The organism is Pseudomonas oryzihabitans, assembly GCF_032027545.1.
Taxonomy (GTDB): domain Bacteria; phylum Pseudomonadota; class Gammaproteobacteria; order Pseudomonadales; family Pseudomonadaceae; genus Chryseomonas; species Chryseomonas oryzihabitans_F.
Genome location: NZ_JAVSJB010000003.1, coordinates 468688 through 493773 on the forward strand (window position 1 = coordinate 468688; position 25086 = coordinate 493773).

Here is a 25086-nt window from a genome sequence, read left to right on the forward strand (position 1 = left end):
TCGCGAAATCGTAGGCTTAGTTTGCGCCCGGAGGCCGCTCCCACGGCCTCCCCCTTGCCGAGAACACGCCATGAGCACCCAAGCCTTGACCTCCCTGGTGGCCGGTAACGCCACCCTCTGGCTGACGCTGAACGTCTTCGGCGAACAGCTGGGCCTGCCGCTGCCGGCCTATCCGTCGCTGGTGGTGATGGGCGCCGCGGCCGACGAGACCGAGTTGCTCCTGGCGCTGCTGGCCACCGTCGCGGTCACCGGGCTGGCCGATCTGCTCTGGTACTGGGCTGGCCGGCGCCACGGTGCCTGGTTGTTGCGTCATCTGCCTGGGCACGTCCCTGCCGCCACCCGGTTGCCCGGCATCCTCCTGGTGGCCAAGTTCCTGCCCGGCGCCGCCGCCCTGGCGACCCTGAGCGCAGGTGCCAGCGCCATGCCCCTGCGGCGCTTCCTCGCCTACGACCTCGGCGGTGCCACCCTCTGGATCGGCTCCGGCCTGGCCCTGGGCCGCCTGTTCGAAGAACAGATCCTGGCGCTGCTGGCCGAGCTCGAAGGCTATGGTCCGGCCCCGCTGTTGGTCGCCGCGGGACTCGGCCTCGCCGTCCTGGCCTGGCATTTCCTCCCGCAGCGCCGCGCCCGTCACGCCGATCCACGACACTGCTGCGCCTAACAGGTTGCCGCCTTAACGCTAATTAACGATAGGCAACTCGCACGTCAGACAACCGCACGGAATCATTCTCATCCAGGCCGCCGTTGCCAGGCTGGCTTGATAGGGAGAGCGCCATGTCCATGACCGTCGATAGCAACACAGCCCTATCCAGGCGGCCGGATGGGCGTCTGGTCGGTTTGGCGGCCTGGCAGGAACGCCTGGCCAAGGAAGTCTTGCTGCAGCACCTGGAGCGCGGGATCAGCGTCAGCCAGGTCGCCTCGGTCTGCGGTCTGTCGCGCAGCCATTTCACCCGGCAATTCAAGCTCAGCGCCGGCCTCGCTCCGCTGGAGTGGCTGCGCCAACAGCGCATCGTTCGCGCCCAGCACCTGCTGGCCGAACATGGGCTACCCCTGGCGGCGATCGCCCTGGAATGCGGCTTCTTCGACCAGGCGCATCTGAGCCGGGTGTTCACCCGCGCCGTGGGTGTGCCACCGCTGGCCTGGCAGCAACAGGCCCTGGAACGGCGGCTGCTGGCGGAGCTGACGCAGATGCAGTCGCAGCATGGCCAGCAGGCGGTAGCCTAGGCGCTCGCCACCGTCCTCCACCAGGATCAGCGACTTGTCCACCAGTTGCCCCAGCAGGGGTATGAAGTGTGCCTCTTCCAACCCCCGCTGCGCCGCCAGGGCCAGGGCCTCGGGGCGACTGAAGCGCTCGCCCGCCTCGGCCAGGGTCGCCAGCACGGCGAACTCGGCTTCGCTCAGGCTGTGCAGACTCCAGTCCAGCATGGCACCGAGGCTGCGCTGACGCTGCGCCGCGGTGCGCCGGCCCTGCACGTCCAGGTAGTAACCCCCTTCGAGTTGCGCCAGTACCCCGGCCAGGCCCTGGGCCGCCACCTGCTCGGCCAGGATCTCCAGGGCCAACGGCACCCCCTCGCTGCGCCGGCAGATCTCGCCGACCAGTTGCACATCGCTCGGCCGCAACTGCAGTCCCGGCAACCGTGCCCGGGCGCGACGGACGAACAGGCGAAAGGCCGGTTCGCGCATGGCCTCGCGCAGGCGCCACACGGGTGGGGTCGCGACCGCCAGGGGAGCCAGGCGCAGCACCGCCTCCCCCTCCACCCGCAGGGCTTCACGACTGGTGACCAGCACCTTGAGCTGGGGACAGCCCTGCAGCAGCCGCTCCACCAGCCAGGCGCCGGGTTCCACCAGGCGCTCGGCGTTGTCCAGTACCAGCAGCATCCGCCGGGTGGCCAGGGCGTCCTGCAGCGCCGGCAACCCCGTCCCGCCCGCCAGTCCCAGCTCGCCCACGAGCCGCTCGACCAGCCCCATGACATTGCCAAGGGTGGCCAGGTCGAGACAGTGCACGCCGTCGGGAAAGCCTTCCCCCTGCGTGGGCAGCAGGTGTTGGACCAGCAGCGACTTGCCGATCCCCCCGGGACCGACCAGCGAGACCAGCCGGCGCTGGGCGAGCAGCCGGCGCAACTCGGCGAGGCTGGTCGCGCGGCCTTCCAGGGGCGTCAGGGGTCGCGGCGTTTCGACCAGCGGCGCGAGATCCTCCTCGCCCAGACGCTCCACCGCGAGAGCGAAGCCGTAGCCACGCTGGCGTACGCTGAGGATCGGGTCGCGGGCGCTATAGGCGCGCAGCACCCGACGCAGGGCGGCAATGTGCACCCGCAGATTGATGTCCTCGACGATGCTGTCGGGCCAGATCCTGGCCATCAAGGTCTGCTTGTCGATCAACTCGCCGGGGTGCTCCAGCAGCACCCGCAGGATGTCCAGGGCCCGCCCGCCGACGGGGAGCGGGCGCTCGCCGTCGAGCAGCAGGCGCCGCCGGGGATCCAGGGTCAGACCGCAGAAGCGGTAGGCACCTGCCACTGACAAGGGCTTGAGTTCATGCATGACCATGCTGCGCCGCGTCGCGCCAGGTCTGCCGCTGCTCGCGCAGGCGGACCCGGTAGGCGTCTGCGCCTCTCCTTCGCCGATAGGTCATACCATTCTGGCCGCTGCCCTGGCAGGCCGTACGCCGATCTACGGCCAGAAGCTGCCATCGATGGGCGTGATACCGCCATCGGGGCCGCTTTCAGCTGAATTGGTAGCGGTACTGGGCCGGGGTCAGCCCCAGATGGCCCTGGAAGGCAGCGCGCATGCACCTGTCGCTGGCGAAGCCGCTGCGAAAGGCCACCGTCTTCAGCGGCAGGTCGCTGGTCTCCAGCAATCCACGGGCGTGATCGATGCGCGCCCGCAGCACGAATTCCAGCGGCGTCATGCCGGTATCGCGCTTGAACACCCGGGCGAAGTTGCGGGTGCCCATGGTCGCCAACTCCGCGAGACGGTTGATCGAATAGGGCTGGTCGATGTGGGCGACCACATGCCGCTGGACGTGGGCGATGGGCGTGGTCGCTTCCGGGTCGTCGAACAGCGGACTGAACTGCGCCTGCTTGCCCTGGCGCTGGGTCACCACCACCAGCACCTTGGCCACCTCGCGCGCGATGATCTTGCCGTGATCCTCGGCGACCAGGGCCAGCGCCAGGTCGATGCCGGCGGTGACGCCGGCCGAGGTCAGCAGCGGGCCATCGCTCAGGTAGATGTCGTCGGCGGTCACCTGGGCGCGGGGATAGCGCCGCGCCAGACGCTCGCGATAATTCCAGTGGGTAGTCACCCGGCGCCCATCGAGCAGGCCGGCGCTGCCGAGCAGGAAGGTCCCGGTACAGACCGCGCCATAGCGGGCGCAGCGCGCGGGCACCTGGCGCAACCAGGCGGCAACGTCCGGGTGCGGTTCCAGGTAGGCCCCCGGCCCGCCGGGCACCAGCAGCAGGTCATAGGCCCCAGGCGGCTGCTGGGTGGTGAGATCCGTGCGTATCGTCATGCCGTTGGAGCAGCGCAGGGTGCGCCGCCGCCCGGCGGCGATGGTCACGAGGCGATAGTGATCGGCGGCTGGCAGATAGCGATTGGCGATGGAGAACACCTCCACCGGCCCGGCGAAATCCAGCATCAGCACCTCGGGGACCAGCAGGAAGGCCACTGTCCTCGTCATGGTGGTACGTCCTTATCCGTGTGGCGAATGGTCCTTGGACGGCAGGGCGTCCGGGCGAATATCGGCTGAGGATAAGGATTCAGCCCCTGGGGGCAAGGACTGGCACAACGCCAGGCAGCGGGCTCCGTGAGCCTGCCGCCATGCCCAAACGGCGATAACCCGTTTAGCGCGCGGTTCTTGGCGGATTGGGCATTCGAAATTGTCGTTACCCCCGCCGCAACCGAATCAGCGTGATCTCGCTCGGCGCGCCGAAACGCAGCGGCGGCCCCCAATAGCCGGTGCCGCGGCTGATGTAGACGGTGAGCCGGCCCAGACGATGGCTGCCGGCCACCCAGGGTTGCTGCAGGCGCACGAAGTACATCCAGGGCCAGAACTGGCCGCCGTGGGTGTGGCCGGAGAGCTGCAGGTCGGCGCCGGCGGCTTCGGCCTTGGGCGCCGAGCGCGGCTGGTGGGCCAGCAGCAGGCGAAACAGCCCCTCCGGGGCACCGGCGAAGGCAGCCGCGGCGTCGCTCCTGTGGCTGGGGACATAGAGCGGCGCCGAGTAGTCGGTGATGCCGGCCAGCACGAAGGGCGTGCCCTGATGCTCCAGCACCCGATGCTCGTCGATCAGCATCGCCAGCCCCTGGTCACGCCAGGCGCGCACCCAGGCCTCGGCGCCAGAGTAGTACTCGTGGTTGCCGGTGATGGCGTAGGTGCCCAGGCGCGCCTTGAGCCCTTGCAGCGGCAGGAATTCGTGCTGCAGCTCGGCCACGCTGCCGTCCACCAGGTCGCCGGTGATGGCCACCAGGTCGGCGTCCAGGCCGTTGACCCGGTCGACGATGCGTTGCAGATAGCCGGCCTTGATGGTCGGGCCGATGTGCAGGTCGCTCAACTGCACGATGCGCAGCCCGTCCAGGCCGGCGGGCAGCGCCGGCAGGGCCAGCTCCACCTCCTTGACCTTGGCGGTGCGGCGGGCGTTGTAGACACTGCGCAGCGCCACCAGCAACACCAGGCCCAGCACCGCCCAGGCGCTACCGGCCCGCCAGGCGGCGTCCAGCGGCTGGCCGACCAGGCTCGCCAGGGCCATGACCAGGCCACGCAGCAGGCTGAAGATCGCCAGGCTGGAAAACACCCCCATGGCGATCAGCGCCGTCCAGGCCAATAGGCGGGAGCTCATGTCCCGCGAGCGAAAACCCAGGGGGACCAGGACGAAGGACAGGATCAACAGAAGCCAGAACGGCAGTTGCCCGGCCAGCGACAACCCGAGATCGCCGATCAGACTGACGCCGATGAACAGGTGCAAGGCGAGAAGGACCAGGTACATCGCGGTACGGGAGCGGAACATGGAGGGCCCTGGGGCAAGGAGAAGCTTCTACCTTAGCACCCTACCGACCGGGCGCCGGAGCCCCGGAGTGTTTCCGGCTACAACGATTCAGCCGGTATTCAGCGCCGCTCCGCCTCCCCGGCCTGCGCGGCCTGATCGGCGCGGCGGCCCAGGTAGAAACCCAGCCAGGCCCAGAGCGCCGCACAGCCGGCACCGACCAGGGCCGGCAGCCAGGCGCCGTGGCCGAGCAGGTCCAGCAGGCTCTTGGCCCAGCCGCTGGCGGCGTCGCCGGCGCGATAGACCACGGTGTCGATGAAGTTCTTGGCCTTGTACTTGGTCTCGGCGTCCAGTGGCGCGAAGAGCATCTCGCGGCCCGGCCGGATGAAGGCGTATTCGCCAATGCGCCGCACGATCATCAAGCCCGCCAGCACGGCGAAGGTGGGCAGCAGCGCGAGCCCCACGAAGCCCACGCACATCAGCAGCGGCACCCCGGCCAGCAGTACCCGCACCCCCAAGCGCTGGGCCAGGCGGCCGGTGATCAGCACCTGGCTGGCCAGGGCGCCGGCCTGGACCACGAAGTCCAGCAGGCCGAACACCTGCACCTGGCGCGCGCGGTCGGGGAACAACTCGGCCACCAGTCGTGCCTGCTCGAAATAGAGAAAGGTGCTGACCGTGGCCAGCAGGATGACGAAGGCGCTGACCGCCAGCAGATAGGGTGACGCCAGCACCCGGGTCAGGCCGCTGAAGGGATTGCCAGCCACCGGCCGTCGCGGACTTTCCGTAGGAGGTGCGCCTGGTCGCCCGGCGCCACGGGTCTCGCGCCAGCCCAGCAGATAGGCCTTGAGCGCCAGGACCAGGAGCAGCAGCGCGGCGGCCAGCAGTGCGAGGCCCGCCTCGCCGACCAGCGGGGCCAGGGCCGCCGCCAGCACCGGGCCGAGCAGGCCGCCGACGCTGGCGCCAGCGGCGATGAAGGCGAACAGCCGCCGCGCCTGGGCGCCGTCGAAGACATCGGCCATCAGGCTCCAGGCCACCGAGACCACGAAGAGGTTGTAGACCGAGATCCAGACGTAGAAGGTACGCGCCAGCCAGACGCCATCGCCCAGGCTGGCGAAGCAGGCGGCGAAGGCCAGCAGGTTGAGGGCGAAGAAGCCATAGACCCAGTCGACGAAGCGCCGGCGCGCCACTCGCGAATTGAGCCAGGCGAACAGCGGCACCGCGACCAGCATCACCACGAAGGTAGCGGTGAACAGCCACTGCAGATTGTCCACCCCACCGGCGATGCCCATGGCCTCGCGGATCGGCCGCAGCATGAAGTAGCCGGCGAACAGGCAGAGGAACAACGCGAAGCCTGCCAGGGCCGCGGACGACTCGCCGGCGCGGGCGTCGAGGACGCGGCCGAGCCAGTCCTTCATCTAGGCGAACAGCCGAGCGATGGCCTCGCGCTGGCGGGCATCGGGCAGTCGCCCGCGACCGGCCTGGAGGTTGTCGACCATGTAGCGCGGATTGCTGGTGGCCGGAATCACCGCGGTCACCGCCGGGTCGGAGAGGATGAACTTGAGCAGCAGTTGCGCCCAGCTGGTCGCGCCCAGCTCGGCGGCCAGCGGCGGTAGCGGCTTGCCGCGGGTGCCAGAGAGCAGGTTGCCGCGCTGGAAGGGTCGATTGATCAGCACGGCGATGCCCTGGTCACGGCAATAGGGCAACAGGCGCTGCTCGGCTTCGCGCTCGCCCACCGAGTAGTTGAACTGCACGAAGTCGACCTTCTCCTGTTTCAGGGTAGCGAGCAGATCGTCCAGCGCCGCCTCGCGGTAGTGGGTGACGCCCACGTAGCGCACCTTGCCGGCCTGTTGCTGTTCGCGCAGCAGGGCCAACTGGTTGGCGGTGTCCTGCAGGTTGTGCACCTGGACCAGATCCAGGCGGTCGGTCTGCAGGGCCTGGAAGCTGGCGGCCAGTTGGGCGGCGCCGCGCTCGCGGCCGGTGGACGACACCTTGGTGGCGAGAAAGACCCGCTCCCGGGCCTGGGCGTGCTTGACCAGCTCGCCGGCCACCCGCTCGGAGTTGCCGTAGCTGGGGGCGGTATCGATGAGGGTGCCACCGCCGTCGAGCAAGGCCTTGAGCACCTCTTGCAGCGGCGCCAGGGCGGCGTCGTTCAGATCGACGTTCAGGTTGCCCGAGGTGCCCAGGCCAATGACCGGCAGCGCCTCGCCGCTGCGCGGGATCTTGCGGGTCAGCAGTGGCTCGGCGGCCTGGGCGCTCTGCCACAGCCAGGGCGCAGCCGTCACGGCGGCGACCAGGGCGGTGGTGGTCTGCAGGAAATGGCGACGGGTCGGCATGGCGGGCCTCGCGACGGTCGGTTCGGGAATGTGACCCTTCAGTTAAGACCTTCCCCCGGTCGGCCGCTCCCTGGGCTCATTGCAACATGTTGCGCTTTCCGGGCATGCGGCCCCGTAGCGTGGACAACGGCGCAGCCTTGTCCACTATTTATGCTCGAACCTATCAGTGGAAAACGCTGTGCGGTTTTCCACGCTACGGGTTGGCGGCATCCTGGCCAGCAAGAATGCCATGATCCGGCGGCGGCAGACTTCCATCGCCCCCCAGGTAGCGATCGTAGAAATCCCGCACCGTGACATTCTTGTGCTTGGCCTCGAACATGATGTCGAAGCGGTCGAGGAACTGGCAGGCGTAGCGATTGCACCAGTCGTTCCACATCATGTCGCTGTGGCCGTAGAGCAACCGCTTGCTGATCTGCTGCAACAGGAACGTGATATCGATCCGCTCGCTGGGCGAGACGCCCATTTCCAGCAGCGCCTCCGGTGGCTGGGAGTAGTGCATGGCGGGGCGCACGCCGCGCCAGCTGTCGATGATCCGCGCCACCCGCGGCTCCCAGGGATCGATGTAGGCCTCCTCGTGGATCCAGCAGTGGTGGATGTCCAGCACCACCGGGGCGAGGTCGGCCAGTTGCAGGCAGTCGTCGACGCCGTAGGTCTTTTCATCGTTCTCGAAGGTGATGCAATTGCGCGCCTCGCTCGACAGACGCGGCCAGACCGCGCGGATTCCCGGCACGCCCAGGCGACCGGCGATGTGTACGTTGCACTTGAAGTCCTGGAAACGCTGGCCGTAGCCCATCAGCCGGATCATGTCGGCGTGGTATTCGAATTCCGCCAGGCTGTTCTCCACCACCTCGGGGCGGTCCGAACCCAGCACGCAGAATTGCCCGGGATGCAGCGACAGCCGCACGTCGCGGCGGCGAGCCAGTTCGCCCAGCCGACCGAAGCGGTCTTCCAGCAGTGCTTGCAGCTCCTGGGAGCGATAGAAGTAGGCGAATTCGGCGTGGCTGTAGAAGGGCAGCAAGTCGCTGCTCAGGCGCAGCATGCGCAGATTGGCCGGCAGGTCGGCGACGTGCTCGACGAATCTCAGTTGGGCATCCAGGTTGTGGGTGACCACATCCAGCAACTTGGCCTCGGCGGCGGCGCGCTCGACGCTGCCCAGCCAGCGCAGGGTGGTGGTGCGGGTGTTGAAGACCCGCTCGACCTGCTCCAGTGCCTTGAGCGACAGACTGCGCTCGGGATGACGGTACATGCAGGCAAAGCCGATTCGATACATGGGACGCTCGGGACAGGGACTATGGGCTTTAGTCCGCGCGGCGCCGCCTGGGTGCGGGTGGGGTGATGGGTGGAGGGGGCTTGGGGTTTGGCGTCCGGGTTTGCCCTCACCCCGGCCCTCTCCCAGGGGGAGAGGGGGTGGTGCGGCAGGGGGCGACGTTCTCGATGTATCAGCCTGAGCGGCGGCAGCCAGTGGAAAACGCTGCGCGGTTTTCCACGCTACGGCGGCGGTAGGGTGGAAAACGGCGCAGCCTTTTCCACGCGTGTTCTGGAGGGCCTTCTGCCCTACCCCGGCCCCAACCACACCGTCAGGGCATGCAGCACCAGCCCCACCAGGCCGCCTACCAGGGTGCCGTTGATGCGGATGAACTGCAGGTCCTTGCCGACGCTCTGCTCCAGTTGCTGGACCAGTTCGCCGGTGTCCCAGGCGGCCACCCGGTCGGCGATGTAGTCGCCGATGCGCTGGCGGTTGCGGTCGATGAAGGGCGGGGCGACGGCGATCAGCTGTTCGTTGATCCACAGGCGCATGGCCTCGTCGCGGCTCAGGGTCTCGCCCAGTTCGGCCAGCAGTCGGCCCAGGCGACGGCGGATGCGCGAGTCCGGGGCGGCGAGATCCGCCTGCAGCCAGTTCACCAGCTCGCCCCATAGCTCCTGCAGATAGCCGGCCAGCGCCGGGTGCTCCAGGAGTCGGTCGCGCAGCTGTTCGCCGCGCAGGCGAAAGGCCGGGTCCTGCTTGAGGCGCTCGATGAAGCCGACCAGATAGCCATCGAAGTGCCGGCGCAGCTCGTGCTCGCGGTCCTGGCTGACTTCGCCGATCAGGCGCGACACCGCCTGCACCACCTTGATCGCCGACCAGCGCCCGACCCGCTCGTCCAGCCCCAGGTACTTGAGGGTGCGCAACTCACCGCCGATGGTACGGGCGATCAGCGCCTGGGTGTCCTCGTCCTGCAACAGGCGGTCGATCTCCTGCAGCACCTCGTCGAGCACCGCCTGGTGGCGACCATCGGCGGTCAGCACATCCAGCAGTTCGCCGGACAGCGCCGCCACGTCCAGCCGTTGCAGGCGCTCCACCGCCACCCGGCGGATGAAGGCCTGCACCCGCACCTCGCGCAGGGCTTCCAGGGAGTAGCGGGCGACGCCGGTGGCCTGGTTGGCCACCGCGACCGCGTTGTCCGGCTGGCGCAACCAGCCGGCCAGGCGCCCGGCGGCGTCCAGCTCTTCCAGCTTGGCCAGCACCTGGGGCGTGGCGAGGAAATGCAGGCAGATGAAGTCCGACAGCTTGCGCCCGACCCCGGCCTTGTTGCGCGGAATGATGGCGGTATGGGGGATGGGTAGCCCCAGGGGATGGCGGAACAGCGCAGTCACCGCGAACCAGTCGGCGATGGCGCCGACCATGGCCGCCTCGGCGAAGGCGGCGGCATAGCCCCAGGCCGGATGCCGGGCTTCCAACGCGGTGGCCAGGCAGTAGAGCCCCGCCGCCAGGAATAGCAGCAGCAAGGCGATGAGCTTCATGCGCCGGACCGGGGTAAGGCCGTCGCGGGAGCGCGTGGTCATGACGATGGGACGGTCCTCTTGCCTGGAACGGATGCTGGGTAGAAAGCGACGCCCGGACGGAGTTTCCCACGCGCCGCCACGGTGCGACCCGGCTCCATCCTAGCGCAGCCCCTGACAGGCCGGCGGTGAAAGGTTCGCCCAGACGCGAACCAATGCCGACGACCTGGTCCGCGACTCGATTCCAGCCATTGCCCCAGAGCCTCGCGCCGAAAGACCTGGCGAACCAATTTTCAATGGCATCGGCCTTGCAACCGCCCCTGGTATCCGGATGCCCCCGCGACGCCGCTGGCAGCGCGCTCCGCCACGGGCGCCCGCCCAGACCTAAGAGGCAAAGGTTCGATGCAGATCCATACCGACGACAGTGCGCGCCTGGCCCTGGATGCCTTGCGCAATCTGGTGGCCCAGCAGAGCAGCGTCCCCGACAAGCCCCTGCCGCCGGAGCGCGAGCTGGCCAGTGAATTCGGCGTCAGCCGGCGCTCCATCCGCCGCGCCCTGGCGGTGCTCGAAGCCGAGGGCCAGGTCTGGCGTCGCCAGGGCAAGGGCACCTATGTGGGCCCCACGCCGCCGAGCGCGGCCCTCACCCTCACCCAGCTGTCGGCACGCACCAACTTCAGCGAGGTGATGGAAGCGCGCCTGCACCTGGAGCCGAATCTCGCCGCCCTGGCCGCCCAGCGCGCCAGTGGCGAACAGCGCGCGCTGATCCGTCGCATGGCCGAGCGCACTGCCTTCGAGCGCCTGGGCAACAGCGAGGACGCCGATGCCATCGAGCTGTGGGACAGCGCCTTCCACCGCAGCATCGCCGAGGCCGCCGGCAATCGCCTGTTGCTGGACCTGTTCGAGATGCTCGATGCCATCCGCCTCGACCCGATCTGGCGCGACCTGCGCCACCGGGCGCGCAACGCCCAGCGCCTGCTGGCCTACCACGACGACCACCAGGCCCTGGTGGAAGCCCTCGACGCCCGCGATCCGGTCCGCGCCGCGGCGGTGATGCGCGCCCATCTGCGCGCCCTGCAACTGGCGCTGGACAGCGTGCTGCAACAGACCCTGGAGCAGGCCCTATGAGCGCCCCGGTACTGGTGGTGGACGATCTCAGCGTGCGCTTCGCCGGCGCCCCGGCGGCGGTGGTGGAAGGCCTGAGCTTCGCCGTGCAGCCGGGCCGGACCCTGGCCCTGGTGGGCGAATCCGGCTGTGGCAAGAGCGTGACCTCCATGGCCCTGATGGGGCTGCTGCCGCCGAGCGCCCAGGTCCAGGCCCGCCAGGCCAGCTTCATGGGCGAGGACCTGCTGGGCATGCCCGAGGCGCGCCGCCGTGACCTGCGGGGCGATCGCCTGGCCATGGTGTTCCAGGAGCCGATGACCTCGCTGAATCCGGCCTTCACCGTCGGCGAGCAGTTGATGGAGACGGTGCTGCGCCATCGCGGCGGTAGCGCCCAGGCCGCCCGCCAGCGCGCCCTGGAGATGCTGGAGAAGGTGCGGGTGCCGGCGGCGGCACAGCGGCTGGCGGCCTATCCCCACGAACTCTCCGGCGGCATGCGCCAGCGGGTGATGATCGCCATGGCGCTGGCCAACGACCCGGCGCTGATCATCGCCGACGAGCCCACCACGGCGCTGGACGTGACCATCCAGGCGCAGATCCTCGAACTCATCGGCGGGCTGCAGGCCGAGACCGGCAGCGCCATGATCCTCATCACCCACGACCTCGGCGTGGTCGCCGAAGTCGCCGACGAGATGGCGGTGATGTACGCCGGCCGGGTGGTGGAGTCCGGCCCGGTCGCCCAGCTGTTCGATGACCCGCAGCATCCCTACACCATCGGCCTGATGGGCTCCATGCCCTCGCTGGGGCCGCGCACGGGTCGGCTGGCGACCATCGCCGGCCGGGTACCGACGCCCGCCGAGATGCCGGCCGGCTGCCGCTTCGCCAGCCGCTGCCCCTTCGTCCTCGACACCTGTCGCCTGGCCCCGCCGCCACTGGTGGAGCTCGCTCCGGGCCAGCAGGTGGCCTGCCTCCGCGCGCCCCTGGAACAGCACCTGGAGACCAGTGCATGAAAGCGGTCGAACGTCCCATCCTCGAAGCCATCGGCCTGACCAAGCACTTCGGCGGCCAGGCCGGTTTCCTGCAACGCCCGCGCCCACCGGTACAGGCGGTGAGCGACGTCTCCTTCGCGGTACGCCGCGGTGAGACCCTGGCCCTGGTGGGCGAGTCCGGTTCGGGCAAGTCGACCCTCGGCCGCCTGCTGCTCAACCTGCTCGCGCCCACCGCCGGCGACGTCATCTACGAGGGCCGCAACCTGGGCAATCTCAGCCCGGCGGCGCTGCGCCAGGTGCGCCAGGAATTGCAGATCATCTTCCAGGACCCCTTCGCCTCGCTGAATCCGCGCATGAGCGTGGGCGACATCGTCGGCGAGCCCGTGTGGCTGCACAAGCCGCTGGATCGCGGTCAGCGCGCCGAGCGCGTGGCCGAGCTGCTGCGCACCGTGGGCCTGGCGCCGGAACTGGCCGGGCGCTATCCCCACGAATTCTCCGGCGGCCAGCGCCAGCGCATCGGCATCGCCCGTGCCCTGGCCGCCGAACCGCGCCTGCTGCTCGGCGATGAGCCGGTCTCGGCGCTGGACGTCTCGGTACAGGCGCAGGTGGTGAACCTGCTGGAAGACCTCAAGGCGCGCTTCGGCCTGACCCTGATCATCGTCGCCCACGGTCTAGGTGTGATCCGCCATATGAGCGACCGGGTGGCGGTGATGTACCTGGGCGAGATCGTCGAGCTGGCGCCGGTGGAAGCGCTATTCGAGACGCCCCTGCATCCCTATACCCAGGCGCTGCTGGCCGCGGTGCCGGTCAGCCATCCACGGGCGCGGCGACCGCGCACCCTGCTCGGCGGCGACCTGCCCAGCCCCACGGCGCCGCCCAGCGGCTGTCGCTTCCACACCCGCTGCCCCCACGCCCGGCCGCTGTGCCGCGAGGCCAAACCGCTGCTGGAAACCTCTGCCGGCGAGGGCCGGGTGGCCTGCCATTTCTGGCGCGAGATCGCCGGGGCCGGCGCCGCCCCGCCGCCGCTGATCGCCACCAGCCCGGCCTTCACCCGCCGCCTGGCCCTGTTCAACCGTCATCAGTCCCTCCTGGAGTCCACCCCATGAAAGCCTCCGCCTGGCTCACCGCCACCCTTCTGCTCCTGGCCGGCGGCTCCGCCCTGGCCGAGACCACCCTGCGCATCGGCATTCAGGATGATCCCGACGTACTCGATCCGCACCGCTCGCGGACCTACTCCGGGCGCCTGGTCTACACCGCCCTGTGCGACAAGCTGGTGGACGTCTCGCCACAGCTGGAGCTGGTGCCCCAACTGGCCACCGCCTGGCAGTGGGGCGACGACAACCGCAGCCTGACGCTGCAATTGCGCCCGGGCGTGACCTTCCATGACGGCGAGACCTTCGACGCCGCCGCAGTGAAATTCAACCTGGACCGCGCCCGTACCCTGCCCGACTCGCTGCGCAAGAGCGAACTGGCCTCGGTGGATACCGTGGAGGTGGTCGACCCCCAGACCGTGCGCATCCGCCTCAAGCAACCCGATGCCACCCTGCTCGCCCAACTCTCCGACCGCGCCGGCATGATGCTGGCGCCCAAGGCCTCGGCGGGCGACGTGGGCAGCAAGCCGGTCTGCTCCGGCCCCTATCGCTTCGTGCAGCGGGTGCAGCAGGACCGCATCGTGCTGGAGCGCTTCCCGCAGTACTGGAACGCCAGCGCCTACCACTTCGACCGCCTGATCTTCCTGCCCATCCCGGACACCTCGGTACGCCTGGCCAACCTGCGCTCGGGCGACCTCGACATCGTCGAGCGGGTCGCGCCCACCGACGTCAAGGGCCTGCAGGGCCAGGCCGGCTTCACCCTCTACAACACCCCGGGCCTGGGCTACATGCAGCTGATGGTGAACATGGCCAACGGCGACCGGGCGAAGAATCCCTTCGCCGGGGACAAGCGCGTGCGTCAGGCCTTCGACCTGGCGCTGGATCGTGACGCGCTCAACCAGGTGGTGTTCGAGGGCCTCTATGCGCCCAGCGTGCAGCCCTTCCCGCAGAGCAGCCCCTACTACGACAAGGCCTTCGCCGTGCCGGCCCGCGACGTGGCGCGCAGCCAGGCGCTGCTCAAGGCGGCCGGCGTCGCTCTGCCGGTCAAGGTCGAACTCAAGATCGCCAACAACCCCATCGCCCAGCAGGTGGGCCAGCTGATCCAGGCCATGGCCGCCGAGGCCGGCTTCGAGGTCAACCTGGTCGCCACCGAATACGCCACCCTGCTGGCGGAACAGCATGCCGGCAACTTCCAGCTCGGCCTGAGCGCCTGGTCCGGCCGCCCCGATCCGGATGGCAACGTACACCAGTTCGTCACCTGCAAGGGCAACCAGAACGACGGCCACTACTGCAACGCGGCGCTGGACCAACTGCTCAACCAGGCCCGCACCACCAACGACCAGTCCCAGCGCCAGGCGCTCTATGCCCAGGCCCTGACCCTGCTGCGCGAGGAATTGCCGGTGTTCTACCTCTATTTCGATCCGCGCATCATCGCCACCCGCGCCGATATCAAGGGCTTCGTCCCCAACCCCGACGGCCTGATTCGCCTGGCCGGCGTCACCCGCGGGCAATAGCCATGCTGCGCCTCTTCCTGCGTGGCCTGCTGAGTGCCCTGCCGACCCTGCTGCTGGTGTCGCTGTTCGTCTTCACCCTGCAGCAACTGCTGCCGGGCGATCCGGTGCTGGCCATGGCCGGCGAGGAGCGCGATCCCCAGGTGCTGGAATTCCTGCGCGAGAAGTACCGGCTCAACGACCCGCTACCGGTGCAGTACCTGCACTGGATGGGCGGGGTGCTGCAGGGTGACCTGGGCATCTCGCTACGCACCGACCAGCCGGTGACGGCGCTGATCGCCGAGAAGCTGCCGGTGACCCTGGAGCTGTCGCTGCTGGCCATCGTCATCGCCCTGCTCATCGGCATCCCCGCCGGCATCCTCGCCGCGGTACGCCGGGGCACGGCGGTGGACTACGGCGCCAACCTGGTGGCCCTGTCCGGCATCTCCATCCCGCACTTCTGGCTCGGCATCCTGCTGATCCTGCTGTTCGCGGTGAAGCTGCAATGGCTGCCCGCCTCCGGCTTCGTGCCCTTCCACGAAGACCCGCTGCGCAACCTGCGCACCCTGGTCCTGCCGGCCTTCGTGCTGGGCGCCGGCCTCTCCGGTACCCTGATGCGCCATACCCGGGCAGCCATGCTGGAAGTGCTGCGCGCCGACTACGTGCGCACCGCCCGGGCCAAGGGCCTGCGCGAGCGGGTGGTGATCCTGCGCCATGCCTTGCGCAACGCCCTGATGCCCATCGTCACCCTCACCACCCTGCTGTTCGGCGAGCTGCTCGGCGGCGCGGTGCTCACCGAGCAGGTCTTCAGCATCCCCGGCTTCGGCAAGATGATCGTCGACGCCGTGTTCAACCGCGACTACGCGGTGGTCCAGGGGGTGGTGCTCTGCGTAGCGGTGGGCTTCGTGCTGCTCAACCTGGTCGCCGACCTGCTCTACCGCCTGATCAATCCGCGCCTGAGGCAAGCCGCATGAACGCCCTGACCCTGCCCCGCCCGGCCACCCTGAGGCCCGCTCGCTCGCCCTTCTGGCGCAAGTTCAGCGCCAATCGCGGGGCGTTGCTCGGCACCGCGCTGATCCTGGCGTTCGCCCTGGCCGCCCTGCTGGCGCCCTGGCTGGCCCCCTTCGATCCGCTCAAGACCAGCTTCCTGGCGGTACGCAAGGCGCCCTCGGCGCTGAACTGGCTGGGCACCGACGAACTCGGGCGCGACCTGCTCTCGCGCCTACTGTGGGGCGCGCGCAGCTCGCTGCTGGCCGGGGTGGTCTCGGTGGCCATCGCCCTGCTGGTGGGCGTCCCCCTCGGCCTGGTGGCCGGCTATTTCGGCGGCTGGCTGGACGCCCTTATCTCGCGCCTGGTGGAGGCCCTGCTGTCCTGCCCCTTCCTGGTGCTGGCCATCGCCCTGGGCGCCTTCCTCGGGCCGAGCCTGGGCAACGCCATGATCGCCATCGGCCTGTCCGCCATGCCGGTATTCGCCCGGCTGACCCGTGGCCAGGTGCTCGCCATCCGCCACGAGGACTACCTCGAAGGGGCGCGCGCCATCGGCCTGCCGGATCGCTGGATTCTCTGGCGCTACGTGTTGCCCAACATCCTCTCGCCGCTGGTGGTCCAGGCCACCCTGACCATCGCCGCCGCCATCCTCGCCGAGGCCAGCCTGTCGTTTCTCGGCCTCGGCCAGCAACCGCCGATGCCCTCCTGGGGTTCCATGCTCAACACCGCCAAGAACTTCATGGAGCAGGCGCCCTGGATGTCCATTGCCCCGGGCGTCTGCATCTACCTCACCGTCCTCGGCTTTAACCTGCTGGGCGACGGCCTGCGCGACGCCCTTGATCCTCGTCACCAATGAGACCCTTCGCCATGCCCGATCTGGACTATCACAACCCCTATTCCTCGGCTCGCTCGCCGGTCATGGGCCGCAACCTGGTGGCCTGTTCGCAGCCGCTGGCCGCCCAGGCCGGAGTGGAGATGCTGCGCCGCGGCGGCAACGCGGTGGACGCCGCGGTGGCCGCCGCCATGGTGCTCACCGTGGTGGAACCCACCGGCTGCGGCATCGGCAGCGACGCCTTCGCCATCGTCTGGGACGGCGAGAAGGTGCAGGGCCTCAACGCCTCCGGTCGCGCACCGCGCGGCTGGACCCCGGAGTTCTTCGCCGGCCAGAGCGCCATGCCGGCCCGCGGCTGGGGCGCGGTCACGGTGCCCGGCGCCGTCTCCGCCTGGGTCGCCCTGGCCCAGCGTTACGGCAAGCTGCCGCTGACCACCCTCGCCGCCCCGGCGATCCACTATGCCCGCGACGGCTTCCTGCTCACCCCGGTGATCGCCGAACTCTGGCGCCGCGGCGCCGAGCAGCTCAAGGACCAACCCGGTTTCGCCGCCTGCTTCCTGGCCAACGGCGTCCCCCGCGCCGGCACCCTGGTGCGCCTGCCCGATCATGCGCGAACCCTGGAAGCCATCGCCGCAAGCGAAGGCGCCGCCTTCTACCAGGGCGACCTGGCCCAGGCCATGGCCCGCCATGCCCGCGAACACGGCGCGGTGCTGGACGAGGAAGACCTGCGCGCCCACCGGGCCGACTGGATCGATACCCTCTCGGTGCCCTTCGCCGGCGCCGTGGTGCACGAGTTGCCACCCAACGGCCAGGGCATCGCCACCCTCGCCGGCCTGGGTATCCTGGAGGCCGCCGGCATCGGCGCTGATCCCGTGGACAGCCCCGCTACCCTGCACCGGTCCATCGAGGCCATGAAGCTGGGGCTGGCCGATCTCTACCAGCACGTCACCGATTCCGCGCACATGCGCATCCAGGCCGAGCACCTGCTGGACCCCGCCTACCTGCGCGAACGCGCTGGACTGCTCGGGCCACGTGCCGGCGATCCCGGCTATGGCGCACCCCGTCCTGGCGGTACCGTCTGCCTGTCGGCGGCCGACGCCAGCGGCATGATGATTTCCTTCATCCAGTCCAACTACATGGGCTTCGGCTCGGGCGTGGTGGTGCCGGGCACCGGCATCAGCCTGCAGAATCGCGGTGCCGGCTTCACCCTGGCGCCGGACCACGTCAACAGCGTGGCACCGGGCAAGCGGCCCTTCCACACCATCATCCCGGGCTTCGCCATGAATGCCGACGGCACCCCGCTGATGGCCTTCGGCCTGATGGGCGGCCCGATGCAGGCCCAGGGGCATCTGCAGCTGATGCTGCGCATCCTCAAGTACCGGCAGAATCCCCAGGCCGCCGCCGACGCCCCGCGCTGGCGCCTCGAAGGCGGCCGCCGGGTCGCGGTGGAAAGCAGCCTGGACCCGGCCACCCTGGCGGCGCTGCGGGCGCTGGGCCACGAGGTGACCGTGGAAGAGCCGTCCGGGGTGTTCGCCTTCGGCGGCGCCCAGATCATCCAGCGCGTCGCCGGCGGCTACGTGGGCGGCTCCGACCCGCGCAAGGATGGCCTGGTGGCGGGGTACTAAGCGTCCAGCCTGACCCAGCGCTCCTCCTGCGCCGATTGCCGCGCGGCCTGGGCCAGGCGTTCTACCTCCCAGGCCTCCTGGAAGTCGACGCCGGTATGGCCGGGGTTGCCACCCAGGGCTTCCAGCAGCGAGCGGACTTCCAGGGTCTTGAGTTCGTTGTAGCCGAGCTGGTGGCCGGGGGCCGGGCAGAAGGCGGCGTAGTCCGGCAGGTGCGGACCGGCCAGCAGGGTACGGAAACCGGCCAGGCCAGGGCGGTCGCCGACCTGGTAGAGGCGCAGTTCGTTGAGTCGCTCCTGGTCGAAGGTGAGGGTGCCGCGGGTGCCACAGACCTCGACCGCCAGGCGATTCTTGCGGCCGTGCTTGAGCCAGCTGGTGGTCAGGGTGCCGCGGGCGCCATTGGCGAAGCGCAACAGCAGATGGGCCTGGTCGTCGATCTCCACCGTGCGGGTGCCCCCCGGGTGGGGCCGCTGGCCATGGGCGGTGTGCAGATCGGCGCACAGGGCCGCCACCGGGCCGAGCAGGAAGCGCGCCAGCGACAGGATATGGCTGCCCAAGTCGGCCAGGGCGCCGCCGGCCTGGCGGGTCTCGCAGCGCCAGGTGAAGGGCCCCTGGGGATCGCCCATGAAGTCTTCACTGAATTCACCGCTGAAGCTGGTGATCTCGCCCAGCTCGCCGCTCTCGATCAGCTCGCGCGCCTGCTTGAGCATGGGATTCTGCAGGTAGTTGTAGCCGACCCGGTTGACCACTCCGGCCTGGCGGGCGGCATCACGCATTCGCGTGGCCTCCTCCAGGCTCACCGCCAGCGGTTTCTCGCAATAGACCGCCTTGCCCGCCGCCAGGGCGGCCAGGGCCATGGGTGCGTGCAAGAGATTCGGCGTGGTGATGGCCACCAGCTCTACCTGGGGATCGGCGATCAGGCGCTCCCACTCGCAGCTGCGGGTGAAACCCCAGGCATCGGCGCAACGCGCGGCGCGCTCCGGATCAGCGTCGGCCAGGGCCACCAGCCGTGGGCGCACCGGCAAGCTGAAGCTGCTCGCCGCATGATGGAAGGCCTGGGCATGGGCATGGCCCATGAAGCCGGTGCCGATCAGACCGATGCCGATGTCGCGCATGTTTCTCTCCGTCAGGGCTGTAGAAAGACCCGGCAGACGAAGCCAGTAGCCTGCCGGGTAAAAGGGTGGGTGAGCGGTGGAAGAGCGCCCTCACCCCAATCCTCTCCCGGAGGAAGAGGGGGAAAAGTAATCGGGTGCAGGCTGGCCTTCACCCCGGCCCTCTCCCGGAGGGAGAAGGGGAACAGCGATCCTCAGCGCTTGGCCTTGCGCTTGTTGCGGTACTGGTCGATGACCACGGCGATCACGATGATCAGGCCCTTGATGATGTCCTGGATGTAGGCATCGACGCCGAGGAAGGTGAAGCCGCTGGCCATCACCCCGAGGATCAGGGCGCCGATCACGGTGCCGGTGATGCGCCCGACCCCGCCCGCCAGGCTGGTGCCACCGATCACCGCGGCGGCGATGGCGTCCAGCTCGTAGGACATGCCCATGCCGGCCTGGCCGGTGGCGGCGCGGGCCGAGGCCACGACCCCGGCCAGCCCCGCCAGCAGGCCGGCGATGCTGTAGACGATGATCAGGTGCTTCTTGACGTTGATCCCGGAGATGCGCGCCGCCTGCATGTTGCCGCCGATGGCGTAGGTGTACTTGCCGTACTTGGTGTAGCGCAGGGCGATGTGGAAGATCACCGCCACCACCAGGAAGATGATCACCGGCATGGCGCCGGCGCCGATGGCGGTGTAACTGTCGGACAGCATGCTGATGGGTTGGCCTTCGGTGTAGTAGCGGGCCAGGCCGCGGGCCGAGACCATCATGCCGAGGGTGGCGATGAAGGGCGGGATACCGGTGACGGCGATGATGCTGCCGTTGATGGCGCCGGCCAGCAGCCCTACGCCAAGGCCGGCCATGACCGGCACCCACACCGGCAGGTCGGTCAGCGAGGGAAACACCGCCCGGCCGAAATCCGAGGTCTGGGCGAGACTTGCCGCCACCATGGCCGACAGCGCCAGTACCGAGCCGGAGGAGAGGTCGATACCGGTGGTGATGATCACCTGGGTCACGGCGATGGCCAGCAGGCCGATCACCGACACCTGCAGGATCATCAGCACCAGGCGCTGGGAGTTCATCAGGAAACTCTGGTCGCGCAGGACCCAACCGAAGGCTTCGAAGGCCAGGCCGATGCCCAGCAGCACCAGCAGGATACCCAGCTCGGTGGGGATGCGGCGCCGCGGGCGCGCGGCGGGTAGCTCGGCGGTTTTCTTGTCCAATAGGGCACTCATCTTGTTCTACCTCTTGGTATGCCGGGGGCGGTGGGCAAGGGCCCGCCGCGGGTGATACGTTCTAGGCGCTGTACGAAAAGTGCCTAGTGCAGGACGGGATTGCCCGAGGCCAGGTGCATGACCCGCTCCTGGGTCGCCTCGCTGCGATCGAGAAAACCGGTGACGGTGCCTTCGTGCATCACCATCACCCGATCGCTCATGCCCAGCACTTCGGGCAATTCGGACGAAATCATGATCACCGCCAGGCCTTCGGCGGCGAGCTTGGCGATCAGCCGGTAGATCTCGGCCTTGGCACCCACGTCGATGCCGCGGGTGGGTTCGTCGAGGATCAGGATGCGCGGCCGGGTCATCAGCCAGCGGGCGATCAGCGCCTTCTGCTGGTTGCCGCCGGAGAGGTTGGCGATGCACTGGTCCAGCGAGGGGGTCTTCACCCGCAGTTGCTGGCGCATCTCCTCGCACAGCTGGTCGAGGCGCTGCTGCTGCACGAAGCCGCCGCTGGCGAAACCGTTCAGCACCGCCACCTCCATGTTCTCCCCCACCGACAGGCAGGGAAAGATGCCGGTGTCCTTGCGGTCCTCGGTGAGCAGCGCCAGGCCCTTCTGGATGGCCAGGTGAGGATCGCTCATCCGCACCGGCTGGCCGTCGATGCGGATCTCGCCCGCGGTGGCCGGGGTCACGCCGAACAGGGTCTCGGCGACATTGGTGCGCCCCGAGCCCATCAGCCCGGCGATACCCAGCACCTCGCCGGCACGCAGGTCGAAGGAGACCCCGGAGAACACCCCATCGAGCGTGAGGTCACGCACCGACAGCAGCACCTCGTCGCGCGGCGCCGTGCGCTCGGGGAACAGCTGGGTCAGTTCGCGGCCCACCATCATGGCGATCAGGCCGTCACCGTTCAGGCTGTCGGCGCGCTGCAGGCCGATGTACTGGCCATCGCGGAACACCGCCACCTCGTCGGCGATCTGGAACACCTCGTCCATCTTGTGGGTGATGTAGACGATGCCCTTACCCTGGGCCTTGAGGTCGGCGATGATGGAAAACAGGTGCGCCACCTCGGTCTCGGTGATGGCCGAGGTGGGTTCGTCCATGATCAGCACCTCGCTGTCGTAGGACACCGCCTTGGCGATCTCCACCATCTGCCGCCCGGCGATGGACAGCTCGCCCACGCTATCGTCCGGGTCCAGGGCAATGCGCAGTCGATCCAGCAGCTCCTGGGTCTGGCGGCGCATCTTGCCGTGGTCCACCAGGTGCAGGGCATTGAGCGGTTCGCGACCCAGCCAGATGTTCTCGGCGATGGTCATGAAGGGCATCAGGTTGAGCTCCTGGTGGATCATGGCGATCCCCGCCTGCAGCGCCTGCAGCGGCGTCTCGAAGCGCACCGGCACGCCGCGCAGCCGCACCTCGCCGGCATCCGGCTGGTAGATGCCGGCGATGATCTTCATCAGCGTCGACTTGCCCGCGCCGTTCTCGCCCATCAGCGCCAGCACGGTGCCGGGGCGCACCCGCAGCTGGACGTGGGACAGCGCCTTGACGCCGGGAAACTCCTTGGTGACGTCGACGATCTCGAGCAGGTATTCGCTGGACGCTGCGGCGGCTGGCAGGACGCCCGGAGCGGCGGCGGTGGCAGGACTTAGCATGATCACGCTCTCCTCGCGACCCGCCAACGGGCGGCCCGCGGCTTAGGTCATAGACGCTGGAACTGCTGGTAGTTGTCGGGGGTGACGAGCTGCACCGGGATCCACAGATCGCCCTGCAGCGGCTGGTGCTGGGCCAGCTTGACGGCGGCATCCACCGCGCCGTTGCCCATGGCCACCGGATCGCGCAGCACCGTCACGGCGAGCTGCTTCCGGGCGATGGCGGCCAGGCCGTCCGGGGTGCCGTCGATGCCGCCCACCAGCACCTCGTGGCGACCGGCGCGTTGCAGGGCCATGGCGGCGCCGATGCCCATCTCGTCGTTGTTGGCGGCCACGGCGTCGATCTGGCGTCCGCCAAGTAGCCAGTTGTTCATCAGGTCCAGGCCCTTCTCGCGCTGCCAGTCGGCGGATTGCTCTTCCACCACCTGGATGTCCGGATAGTTGGCCAACACGTCCTTGACCCCGGCCGTACGCTGGCGGGTGTCGTCGTGGGCCAGGCGGCCGAGGAGGATGGCCAGGTGGCCCTTGCCGCCCATCCGCTCGGCCAGGTACTGCATCTGCAACCGGCCGATGGCGCGCTCGTCGGTGCCGACGAACACGACACCGGCGGGAAAGCTGGCCACTTCCGGACGGCTGTTGAGATAGACCAGGGGGATGCCGGCAGCGCGGGCGCGTTCGGTGATCTTGCGGGTGGCGGCGGTATCGGCCGGATTGACGATAAGGACGTCGACCTGCTGGGCGATGAAGTTCTCCACGTGACCGAGCTGGCGGACCACGTCGCTGGCGGAGTCCTCGACCTGGAGCGTGGCGCCGCCCTCCACCTGCTTGGCGCGGTCCTGCATGGCGCGCACCAGGTAGGCGATGTAGTTGTCGAGGTTGCCGACGGTGACGCCGATGCGCAGCTCCGCCGCGGCGACCCCGCTGAAGGTCAGCAGCAGCACCAGGCAGCAGGCGAGCGGAATGCGGACAAGCACGAGCGCCAGGGGAGCGGACGACATGATCACACCTTCTTATTGTTGTAGCGGCCTTCGCAAGCAGAGGCCTCATCGGATCTAGCCAATACCCCGACTTTGATTGGAATTTATTTTCCAGTCAACAGATTTTTGGAAATTATTGTACTAACGGCCGACCGACGAAAAGGGCTCCCTTGCGGGCAAGGCCCATCAGTCAAGCCTTCGCCTAGCGGGTCGGGAAGGCGTGGGTGCCTATCAACGGTAGCGCTTGGATCTGGCTTCAGGCCTGCTATCGCGGCCATGGCGGTCCGCCGGTGCGGCCGCTCCCAGGGTAGGCGCACCTGTCTCATCGCGGCCATGGGCCGCTCCTACAGGCACCGCTATATCTCGTAGGAGCGGCCCATGGCCGCGATAAGGCTTTAGCGGTAGATGCCCAGAGGGTCCATGCAGCAACCCGGCATTGGCCAATTCCGAACGGATAATGAAAACGCCGCGTTCTGGCGAAGAGAACGCGGCGTTTCTTGTGCTCACCAAGGTAGATACAGGCCAGGTCTTCCCTACTGCTTGAGCATGGCCTGGAACTCGGCCACGTTCTCCGGGGTGATGAGCCGGTAGGGAATGGTCACGTTCTGTTCGACCGTTTCCTTCTTGGCCATTTTCTCGGCGGCGTTGAGGGCGCCTTCGGCCTGGCCACGTGCATCCTGGTACACCGAGACGCTCATCAGGCCGCGCTTGATGGCCGCCAGGGCATCGGGGGTGCCGTCCACGCCGCCGACCAGCACGCCCTGCTTGCCGGCCTGCTTGAGCGCCATGGCCGCGCCGATGGCCATTTCATCGTTGTTGGACAGGATGGCGTCGATCTCCTTGCCCGCCAGCAACCAGTTGCTGGTCAGGTCCATGCCCTTGTCGCGCAACCACATGCCGGTCTGCTCCTCGACGATCTTGATATCGGGGTACTTGCCGAGGATCTCCTTGAAGCCGGCAGTCCGCACCTGGGTGGAATTGTTCGATAGCTCACCCAGCAAGATGGCCACCTGCCCCTTGCCGCCCAGCTTGTCGGCGATGTACTGCGCCTGCAGATGCCCGGCCTCGCGATCGTTGGAGGTCACCGTCACCACGCCGCTGGGCAGCTTGGCGTCGTCCGGCTTGCGGTTGACGAACACCAGGGGGATACCGGCCTTGGTCGCCGACTCGATCAGGTTGCGCGTGGCCGCGGTATCCACCGGGTTGACGATCACCGCATCGACCTTCTGGCTGATGAAGCTCTGCACCTGGTTCAACTGCTTGACCACATCGTTGCGGGCATCCTCGAACTGCAAGGAGATCCCGTCCTGCTTGGCTTTCTTGCTCATGTTCTCGCGCAGGTAGGTCAGGTAGTTATCGTCGAAGGTGGGCATGCTCACGCCGATCTTCAGGTCGGCCAGCACGGAGGTGCTGGCCAGCAGCAGAGACACGGCGAGGGCGGCGAGGCGAGGTGTACGGGACATGGACGAGACTCCGTTCGGTAGGCGGGATGACAAGGCAACAGCGCGGCGTCGCCGCGAGGCACACCGAGGAAGGCACTGACCTATCGGGATCGGCGCCGCCGCGTGGCTTGAGCTCGCGATCGACTCAGGCGCGCATCACTTGAGTCGGTAGAGGACGGGGGCGCCAGGCATGGCGCCGATCACGGCGCCTGACTGTTCGTGACTGCACAGCCGGAGCAGCCAGGCCAGGACGGCTGGCAGCGGCGGAGCGAGTTCGGACGCGGGGGTGGAGCTAACCGAAGGAGAGGCGGAAGTCTTCATGGGGAGGGCACCTGATCTTGTTCTTGTTGGTTACGCCTTGGCCTGGAGACGCAAGGTCGTGTTCGTGCAGCTACCTGAAATCACTGTATTGGAATTTTATTTCCAGTACAAACGCTATAGAAAAAATATACAGACCTCTTCAGCGCCTGGCGAAAACCCCACCAGGCGCGGCCGCTCGCCATTGGCGCTGGCTTTCTCCCAGTCGTCC

General features: G+C 68.5%; 21 protein-coding genes and 1 pseudogene. 9 read left to right on the plus strand and 13 right to left on the minus strand.

The features are described from left to right. Positions 1 to 70 precede the first annotated feature (70 nt). Both RND78_RS07115 and RND78_RS07120 read left to right on the plus strand, forming a co-directional pair. The gene (locus RND78_RS07115; RefSeq protein WP_312727181.1) at positions 71 to 658 is read left to right on the plus strand and encodes a VTT domain-containing protein; all 588 of its coding nucleotides are present in this window, start codon (positions 71 to 73) and stop codon (positions 656 to 658) included. A 113-nt stretch (positions 659 to 771) separates the two neighbouring features. Next, positions 772 to 1221 carry an AraC family transcriptional regulator gene (locus RND78_RS07120; RefSeq protein ID WP_312727184.1) on the plus strand — a complete coding sequence of 150 codons (450 nt, stop codon included), beginning with the start codon at positions 772 to 774 and terminating at the stop codon, positions 1219 to 1221. A gap of 624 nt (positions 1222 to 1845) precedes the next feature. Here the strand turns inward: RND78_RS07120 and RND78_RS07125 are convergent. The 7 genes and pseudogenes from RND78_RS07125 to RND78_RS07155 all read right to left on the minus strand — a co-directional run. Then, a pseudogene (locus tag RND78_RS07125) lies at positions 1846 to 2541 on the minus strand (winged helix-turn-helix domain-containing protein); the annotation flags it as partial. A 175-nt stretch (positions 2542 to 2716) separates the two neighbouring features. Further along, positions 2717 to 3670 carry a GlxA family transcriptional regulator gene (locus RND78_RS07130; protein WP_312727187.1) on the minus strand — a complete coding sequence of 318 codons (954 nt, stop codon included), beginning with the start codon at positions 3668 to 3670 and terminating at the stop codon, positions 2717 to 2719. Positions 3671 to 3875: 205 nt separating this feature from the next. Beyond that, entirely contained in the window at positions 3876 to 4994 is a 1119-nt protein-coding gene (locus RND78_RS07135) for a metallophosphoesterase (RefSeq protein ID WP_312727190.1), read from the minus strand. A gap of 98 nt (positions 4995 to 5092) precedes the next feature. Next, on the minus strand, positions 5093 to 6385 hold the full coding sequence (locus tag RND78_RS07140; RefSeq protein ID WP_312727192.1) for an MFS transporter: 1293 nt from the start codon (positions 6383 to 6385) through the stop codon (positions 5093 to 5095). Next, positions 6386 to 7303, minus strand: coding sequence for an aldo/keto reductase (locus RND78_RS07145; RefSeq protein ID WP_312727194.1), 918 nt, complete (start codon positions 7301 to 7303; stop codon positions 6386 to 6388). A gap of 193 nt (positions 7304 to 7496) precedes the next feature. Continuing rightward, complete coding sequence (gene uvsE / locus RND78_RS07150; RefSeq protein WP_312727197.1) at positions 7497 to 8573, minus strand: UV DNA damage repair endonuclease UvsE; 1077 nt, start codon at positions 8571 to 8573, stop codon at positions 7497 to 7499. Between the two features lie 284 nt (positions 8574 to 8857). Continuing rightward, entirely contained in the window at positions 8858 to 10126 is a 1269-nt protein-coding gene (locus tag RND78_RS07155; protein ID WP_312727200.1) for a DUF445 domain-containing protein, read from the minus strand. A 339-nt stretch (positions 10127 to 10465) separates the two neighbouring features. On the opposite strand from RND78_RS07155, the gene RND78_RS07160 reads away from it, so the two are divergent. The 7 genes from RND78_RS07160 to RND78_RS07190 are packed head-to-tail and all read left to right on the plus strand — an operon-like array spanning position 10466 to position 18175. Continuing rightward, positions 10466 to 11188 carry an FCD domain-containing protein gene (locus RND78_RS07160; RefSeq protein WP_312727202.1) on the plus strand — a complete coding sequence of 241 codons (723 nt, stop codon included), beginning with the start codon at positions 10466 to 10468 and terminating at the stop codon, positions 11186 to 11188. Beyond that, on the plus strand, positions 11185 to 12171 hold the full coding sequence (locus RND78_RS07165) for an ABC transporter ATP-binding protein (RefSeq protein WP_312727204.1): 987 nt from the start codon (positions 11185 to 11187) through the stop codon (positions 12169 to 12171). Before RND78_RS07160 ends, RND78_RS07165 begins: the two co-directional genes overlap by 4 nt. Then, positions 12168 to 13256 carry an oligopeptide/dipeptide ABC transporter ATP-binding protein gene (locus tag RND78_RS07170; RefSeq protein ID WP_312727206.1) on the plus strand — a complete coding sequence of 363 codons (1089 nt, stop codon included), beginning with the start codon at positions 12168 to 12170 and terminating at the stop codon, positions 13254 to 13256. The genes RND78_RS07165 and RND78_RS07170 overlap by 4 nt, the downstream gene beginning before the upstream one ends. Next, positions 13253 to 14755, plus strand: coding sequence for an ABC transporter substrate-binding protein (locus RND78_RS07175; RefSeq protein ID WP_312727208.1), 1503 nt, complete (start codon positions 13253 to 13255; stop codon positions 14753 to 14755). The genes RND78_RS07170 and RND78_RS07175 overlap by 4 nt, the downstream gene beginning before the upstream one ends. Positions 14756 to 14757: 2 nt before the next feature. Then, complete coding sequence (locus RND78_RS07180; RefSeq protein WP_312727210.1) at positions 14758 to 15705, plus strand: ABC transporter permease; 948 nt, start codon at positions 14758 to 14760, stop codon at positions 15703 to 15705. Next, positions 15702 to 16574: an ABC transporter permease gene (locus RND78_RS07185; protein ID WP_312727212.1), complete on the plus strand. Its 873-nt coding sequence runs from the start codon at positions 15702 to 15704 to the stop codon at positions 16572 to 16574. Before RND78_RS07180 ends, RND78_RS07185 begins: the two co-directional genes overlap by 4 nt. Before the next feature lie 11 nt (positions 16575 to 16585). Beyond that, a complete protein-coding gene (locus RND78_RS07190; protein WP_312727215.1) occupies positions 16586 to 18175 on the plus strand; it encodes a gamma-glutamyltransferase family protein in 1590 nt (529 codons plus the stop codon). Here RND78_RS07190 and RND78_RS07195 read toward each other — a convergent pair. The 6 genes from RND78_RS07195 to RND78_RS07220 all read right to left on the minus strand — a co-directional run bounded on the left by RND78_RS07195 (position 18172) and on the right by RND78_RS07220 (position 24878). Further along, positions 18172 to 19287, minus strand: coding sequence for a Gfo/Idh/MocA family oxidoreductase (locus RND78_RS07195; protein WP_312727218.1), 1116 nt, complete (start codon positions 19285 to 19287; stop codon positions 18172 to 18174). The genes RND78_RS07190 and RND78_RS07195 overlap by 4 nt on opposite strands. Positions 19288 to 19478: 191 nt before the next feature. After that, positions 19479 to 20504 (minus strand): ABC transporter permease, encoded by a 1026-nt coding sequence (locus RND78_RS07200; RefSeq protein WP_312727221.1) that lies wholly within the window; start codon positions 20502 to 20504, stop codon positions 19479 to 19481. An 83-nt stretch (positions 20505 to 20587) separates the two neighbouring features. After that, the gene (locus RND78_RS07205) at positions 20588 to 22141 is read right to left on the minus strand and encodes a sugar ABC transporter ATP-binding protein (protein ID WP_312727223.1); all 1554 of its coding nucleotides are present in this window, start codon (positions 22139 to 22141) and stop codon (positions 20588 to 20590) included. 47 nt (positions 22142 to 22188) lie between these two features. Further along, on the minus strand, positions 22189 to 23136 hold the full coding sequence (locus RND78_RS07210) for a substrate-binding domain-containing protein (RefSeq protein WP_312727224.1): 948 nt from the start codon (positions 23134 to 23136) through the stop codon (positions 22189 to 22191). Positions 23137 to 23648: 512 nt separating this feature from the next. After that, positions 23649 to 24578 carry a sugar ABC transporter substrate-binding protein gene (locus RND78_RS07215; RefSeq protein ID WP_312727225.1) on the minus strand — a complete coding sequence of 310 codons (930 nt, stop codon included), beginning with the start codon at positions 24576 to 24578 and terminating at the stop codon, positions 23649 to 23651. Positions 24579 to 24713: 135 nt separating this feature from the next. Continuing rightward, positions 24714 to 24878 (minus strand): hypothetical protein, encoded by a 165-nt coding sequence (locus RND78_RS07220; RefSeq protein WP_312727226.1) that lies wholly within the window; start codon positions 24876 to 24878, stop codon positions 24714 to 24716. Between the last annotated feature and the right edge of the window lie 208 nt (positions 24879 to 25086).

Bases quoted from the DNA above. Each gene is read 5' to 3' on its own strand.
- RND78_RS07115 (WP_312727181.1), top strand. From the start codon at position 71: ATGAGCACCCAAGCCTTGACCTCCCTGGTGGCCGGTAACGCCACCCTC.
- RND78_RS07120 (WP_312727184.1), top strand. From the start codon at position 772: ATGTCCATGACCGTCGATAGCAACACAGCCCTATCCAGGCGGCCGGAT.
- RND78_RS07130 (WP_312727187.1), bottom strand. From the start codon at position 3,670: ATGACGAGGACAGTGGCCTTCCTGCTGGTCCCCGAGGTGCTGATGCTG.
- RND78_RS07135 (WP_312727190.1), bottom strand. From the start codon at position 4,994: ATGTTCCGCTCCCGTACCGCGATGTACCTGGTCCTTCTCGCCTTGCAC.
- RND78_RS07140 (WP_312727192.1), bottom strand. From the start codon at position 6,385: ATGAAGGACTGGCTCGGCCGCGTCCTCGACGCCCGCGCCGGCGAGTCG.
- RND78_RS07145 (WP_312727194.1), bottom strand. From the start codon at position 7,303: ATGCCGACCCGTCGCCATTTCCTGCAGACCACCACCGCCCTGGTCGCC.
- uvsE (WP_312727197.1), bottom strand. From the start codon at position 8,573: ATGTATCGAATCGGCTTTGCCTGCATGTACCGTCATCCCGAGCGCAGT.
- RND78_RS07155 (WP_312727200.1), bottom strand. From the start codon at position 10,126: ATGACCACGCGCTCCCGCGACGGCCTTACCCCGGTCCGGCGCATGAAG.
- RND78_RS07160 (WP_312727202.1), top strand. From the start codon at position 10,466: ATGCAGATCCATACCGACGACAGTGCGCGCCTGGCCCTGGATGCCTTG.
- RND78_RS07165 (WP_312727204.1), top strand. From the start codon at position 11,185: ATGAGCGCCCCGGTACTGGTGGTGGACGATCTCAGCGTGCGCTTCGCC.
- RND78_RS07170 (WP_312727206.1), top strand. From the start codon at position 12,168: ATGAAAGCGGTCGAACGTCCCATCCTCGAAGCCATCGGCCTGACCAAG.
- RND78_RS07175 (WP_312727208.1), top strand. From the start codon at position 13,253: ATGAAAGCCTCCGCCTGGCTCACCGCCACCCTTCTGCTCCTGGCCGGC.
- RND78_RS07180 (WP_312727210.1), top strand. From the start codon at position 14,758: ATGCTGCGCCTCTTCCTGCGTGGCCTGCTGAGTGCCCTGCCGACCCTG.
- RND78_RS07185 (WP_312727212.1), top strand. From the start codon at position 15,702: ATGAACGCCCTGACCCTGCCCCGCCCGGCCACCCTGAGGCCCGCTCGC.
- RND78_RS07190 (WP_312727215.1), top strand. From the start codon at position 16,586: ATGCCCGATCTGGACTATCACAACCCCTATTCCTCGGCTCGCTCGCCG.
- RND78_RS07195 (WP_312727218.1), bottom strand. From the start codon at position 19,287: ATGCGCGACATCGGCATCGGTCTGATCGGCACCGGCTTCATGGGCCAT.
- RND78_RS07200 (WP_312727221.1), bottom strand. From the start codon at position 20,504: ATGAGTGCCCTATTGGACAAGAAAACCGCCGAGCTACCCGCCGCGCGC.
- RND78_RS07205 (WP_312727223.1), bottom strand. From the start codon at position 22,141: ATGCTAAGTCCTGCCACCGCCGCCGCTCCGGGCGTCCTGCCAGCCGCC.
- RND78_RS07210 (WP_312727224.1), bottom strand. From the start codon at position 23,136: ATGTCGTCCGCTCCCCTGGCGCTCGTGCTTGTCCGCATTCCGCTCGCC.
- RND78_RS07215 (WP_312727225.1), bottom strand. From the start codon at position 24,578: ATGTCCCGTACACCTCGCCTCGCCGCCCTCGCCGTGTCTCTGCTGCTG.
- RND78_RS07220 (WP_312727226.1), bottom strand. From the start codon at position 24,878: ATGAAGACTTCCGCCTCTCCTTCGGTTAGCTCCACCCCCGCGTCCGAA.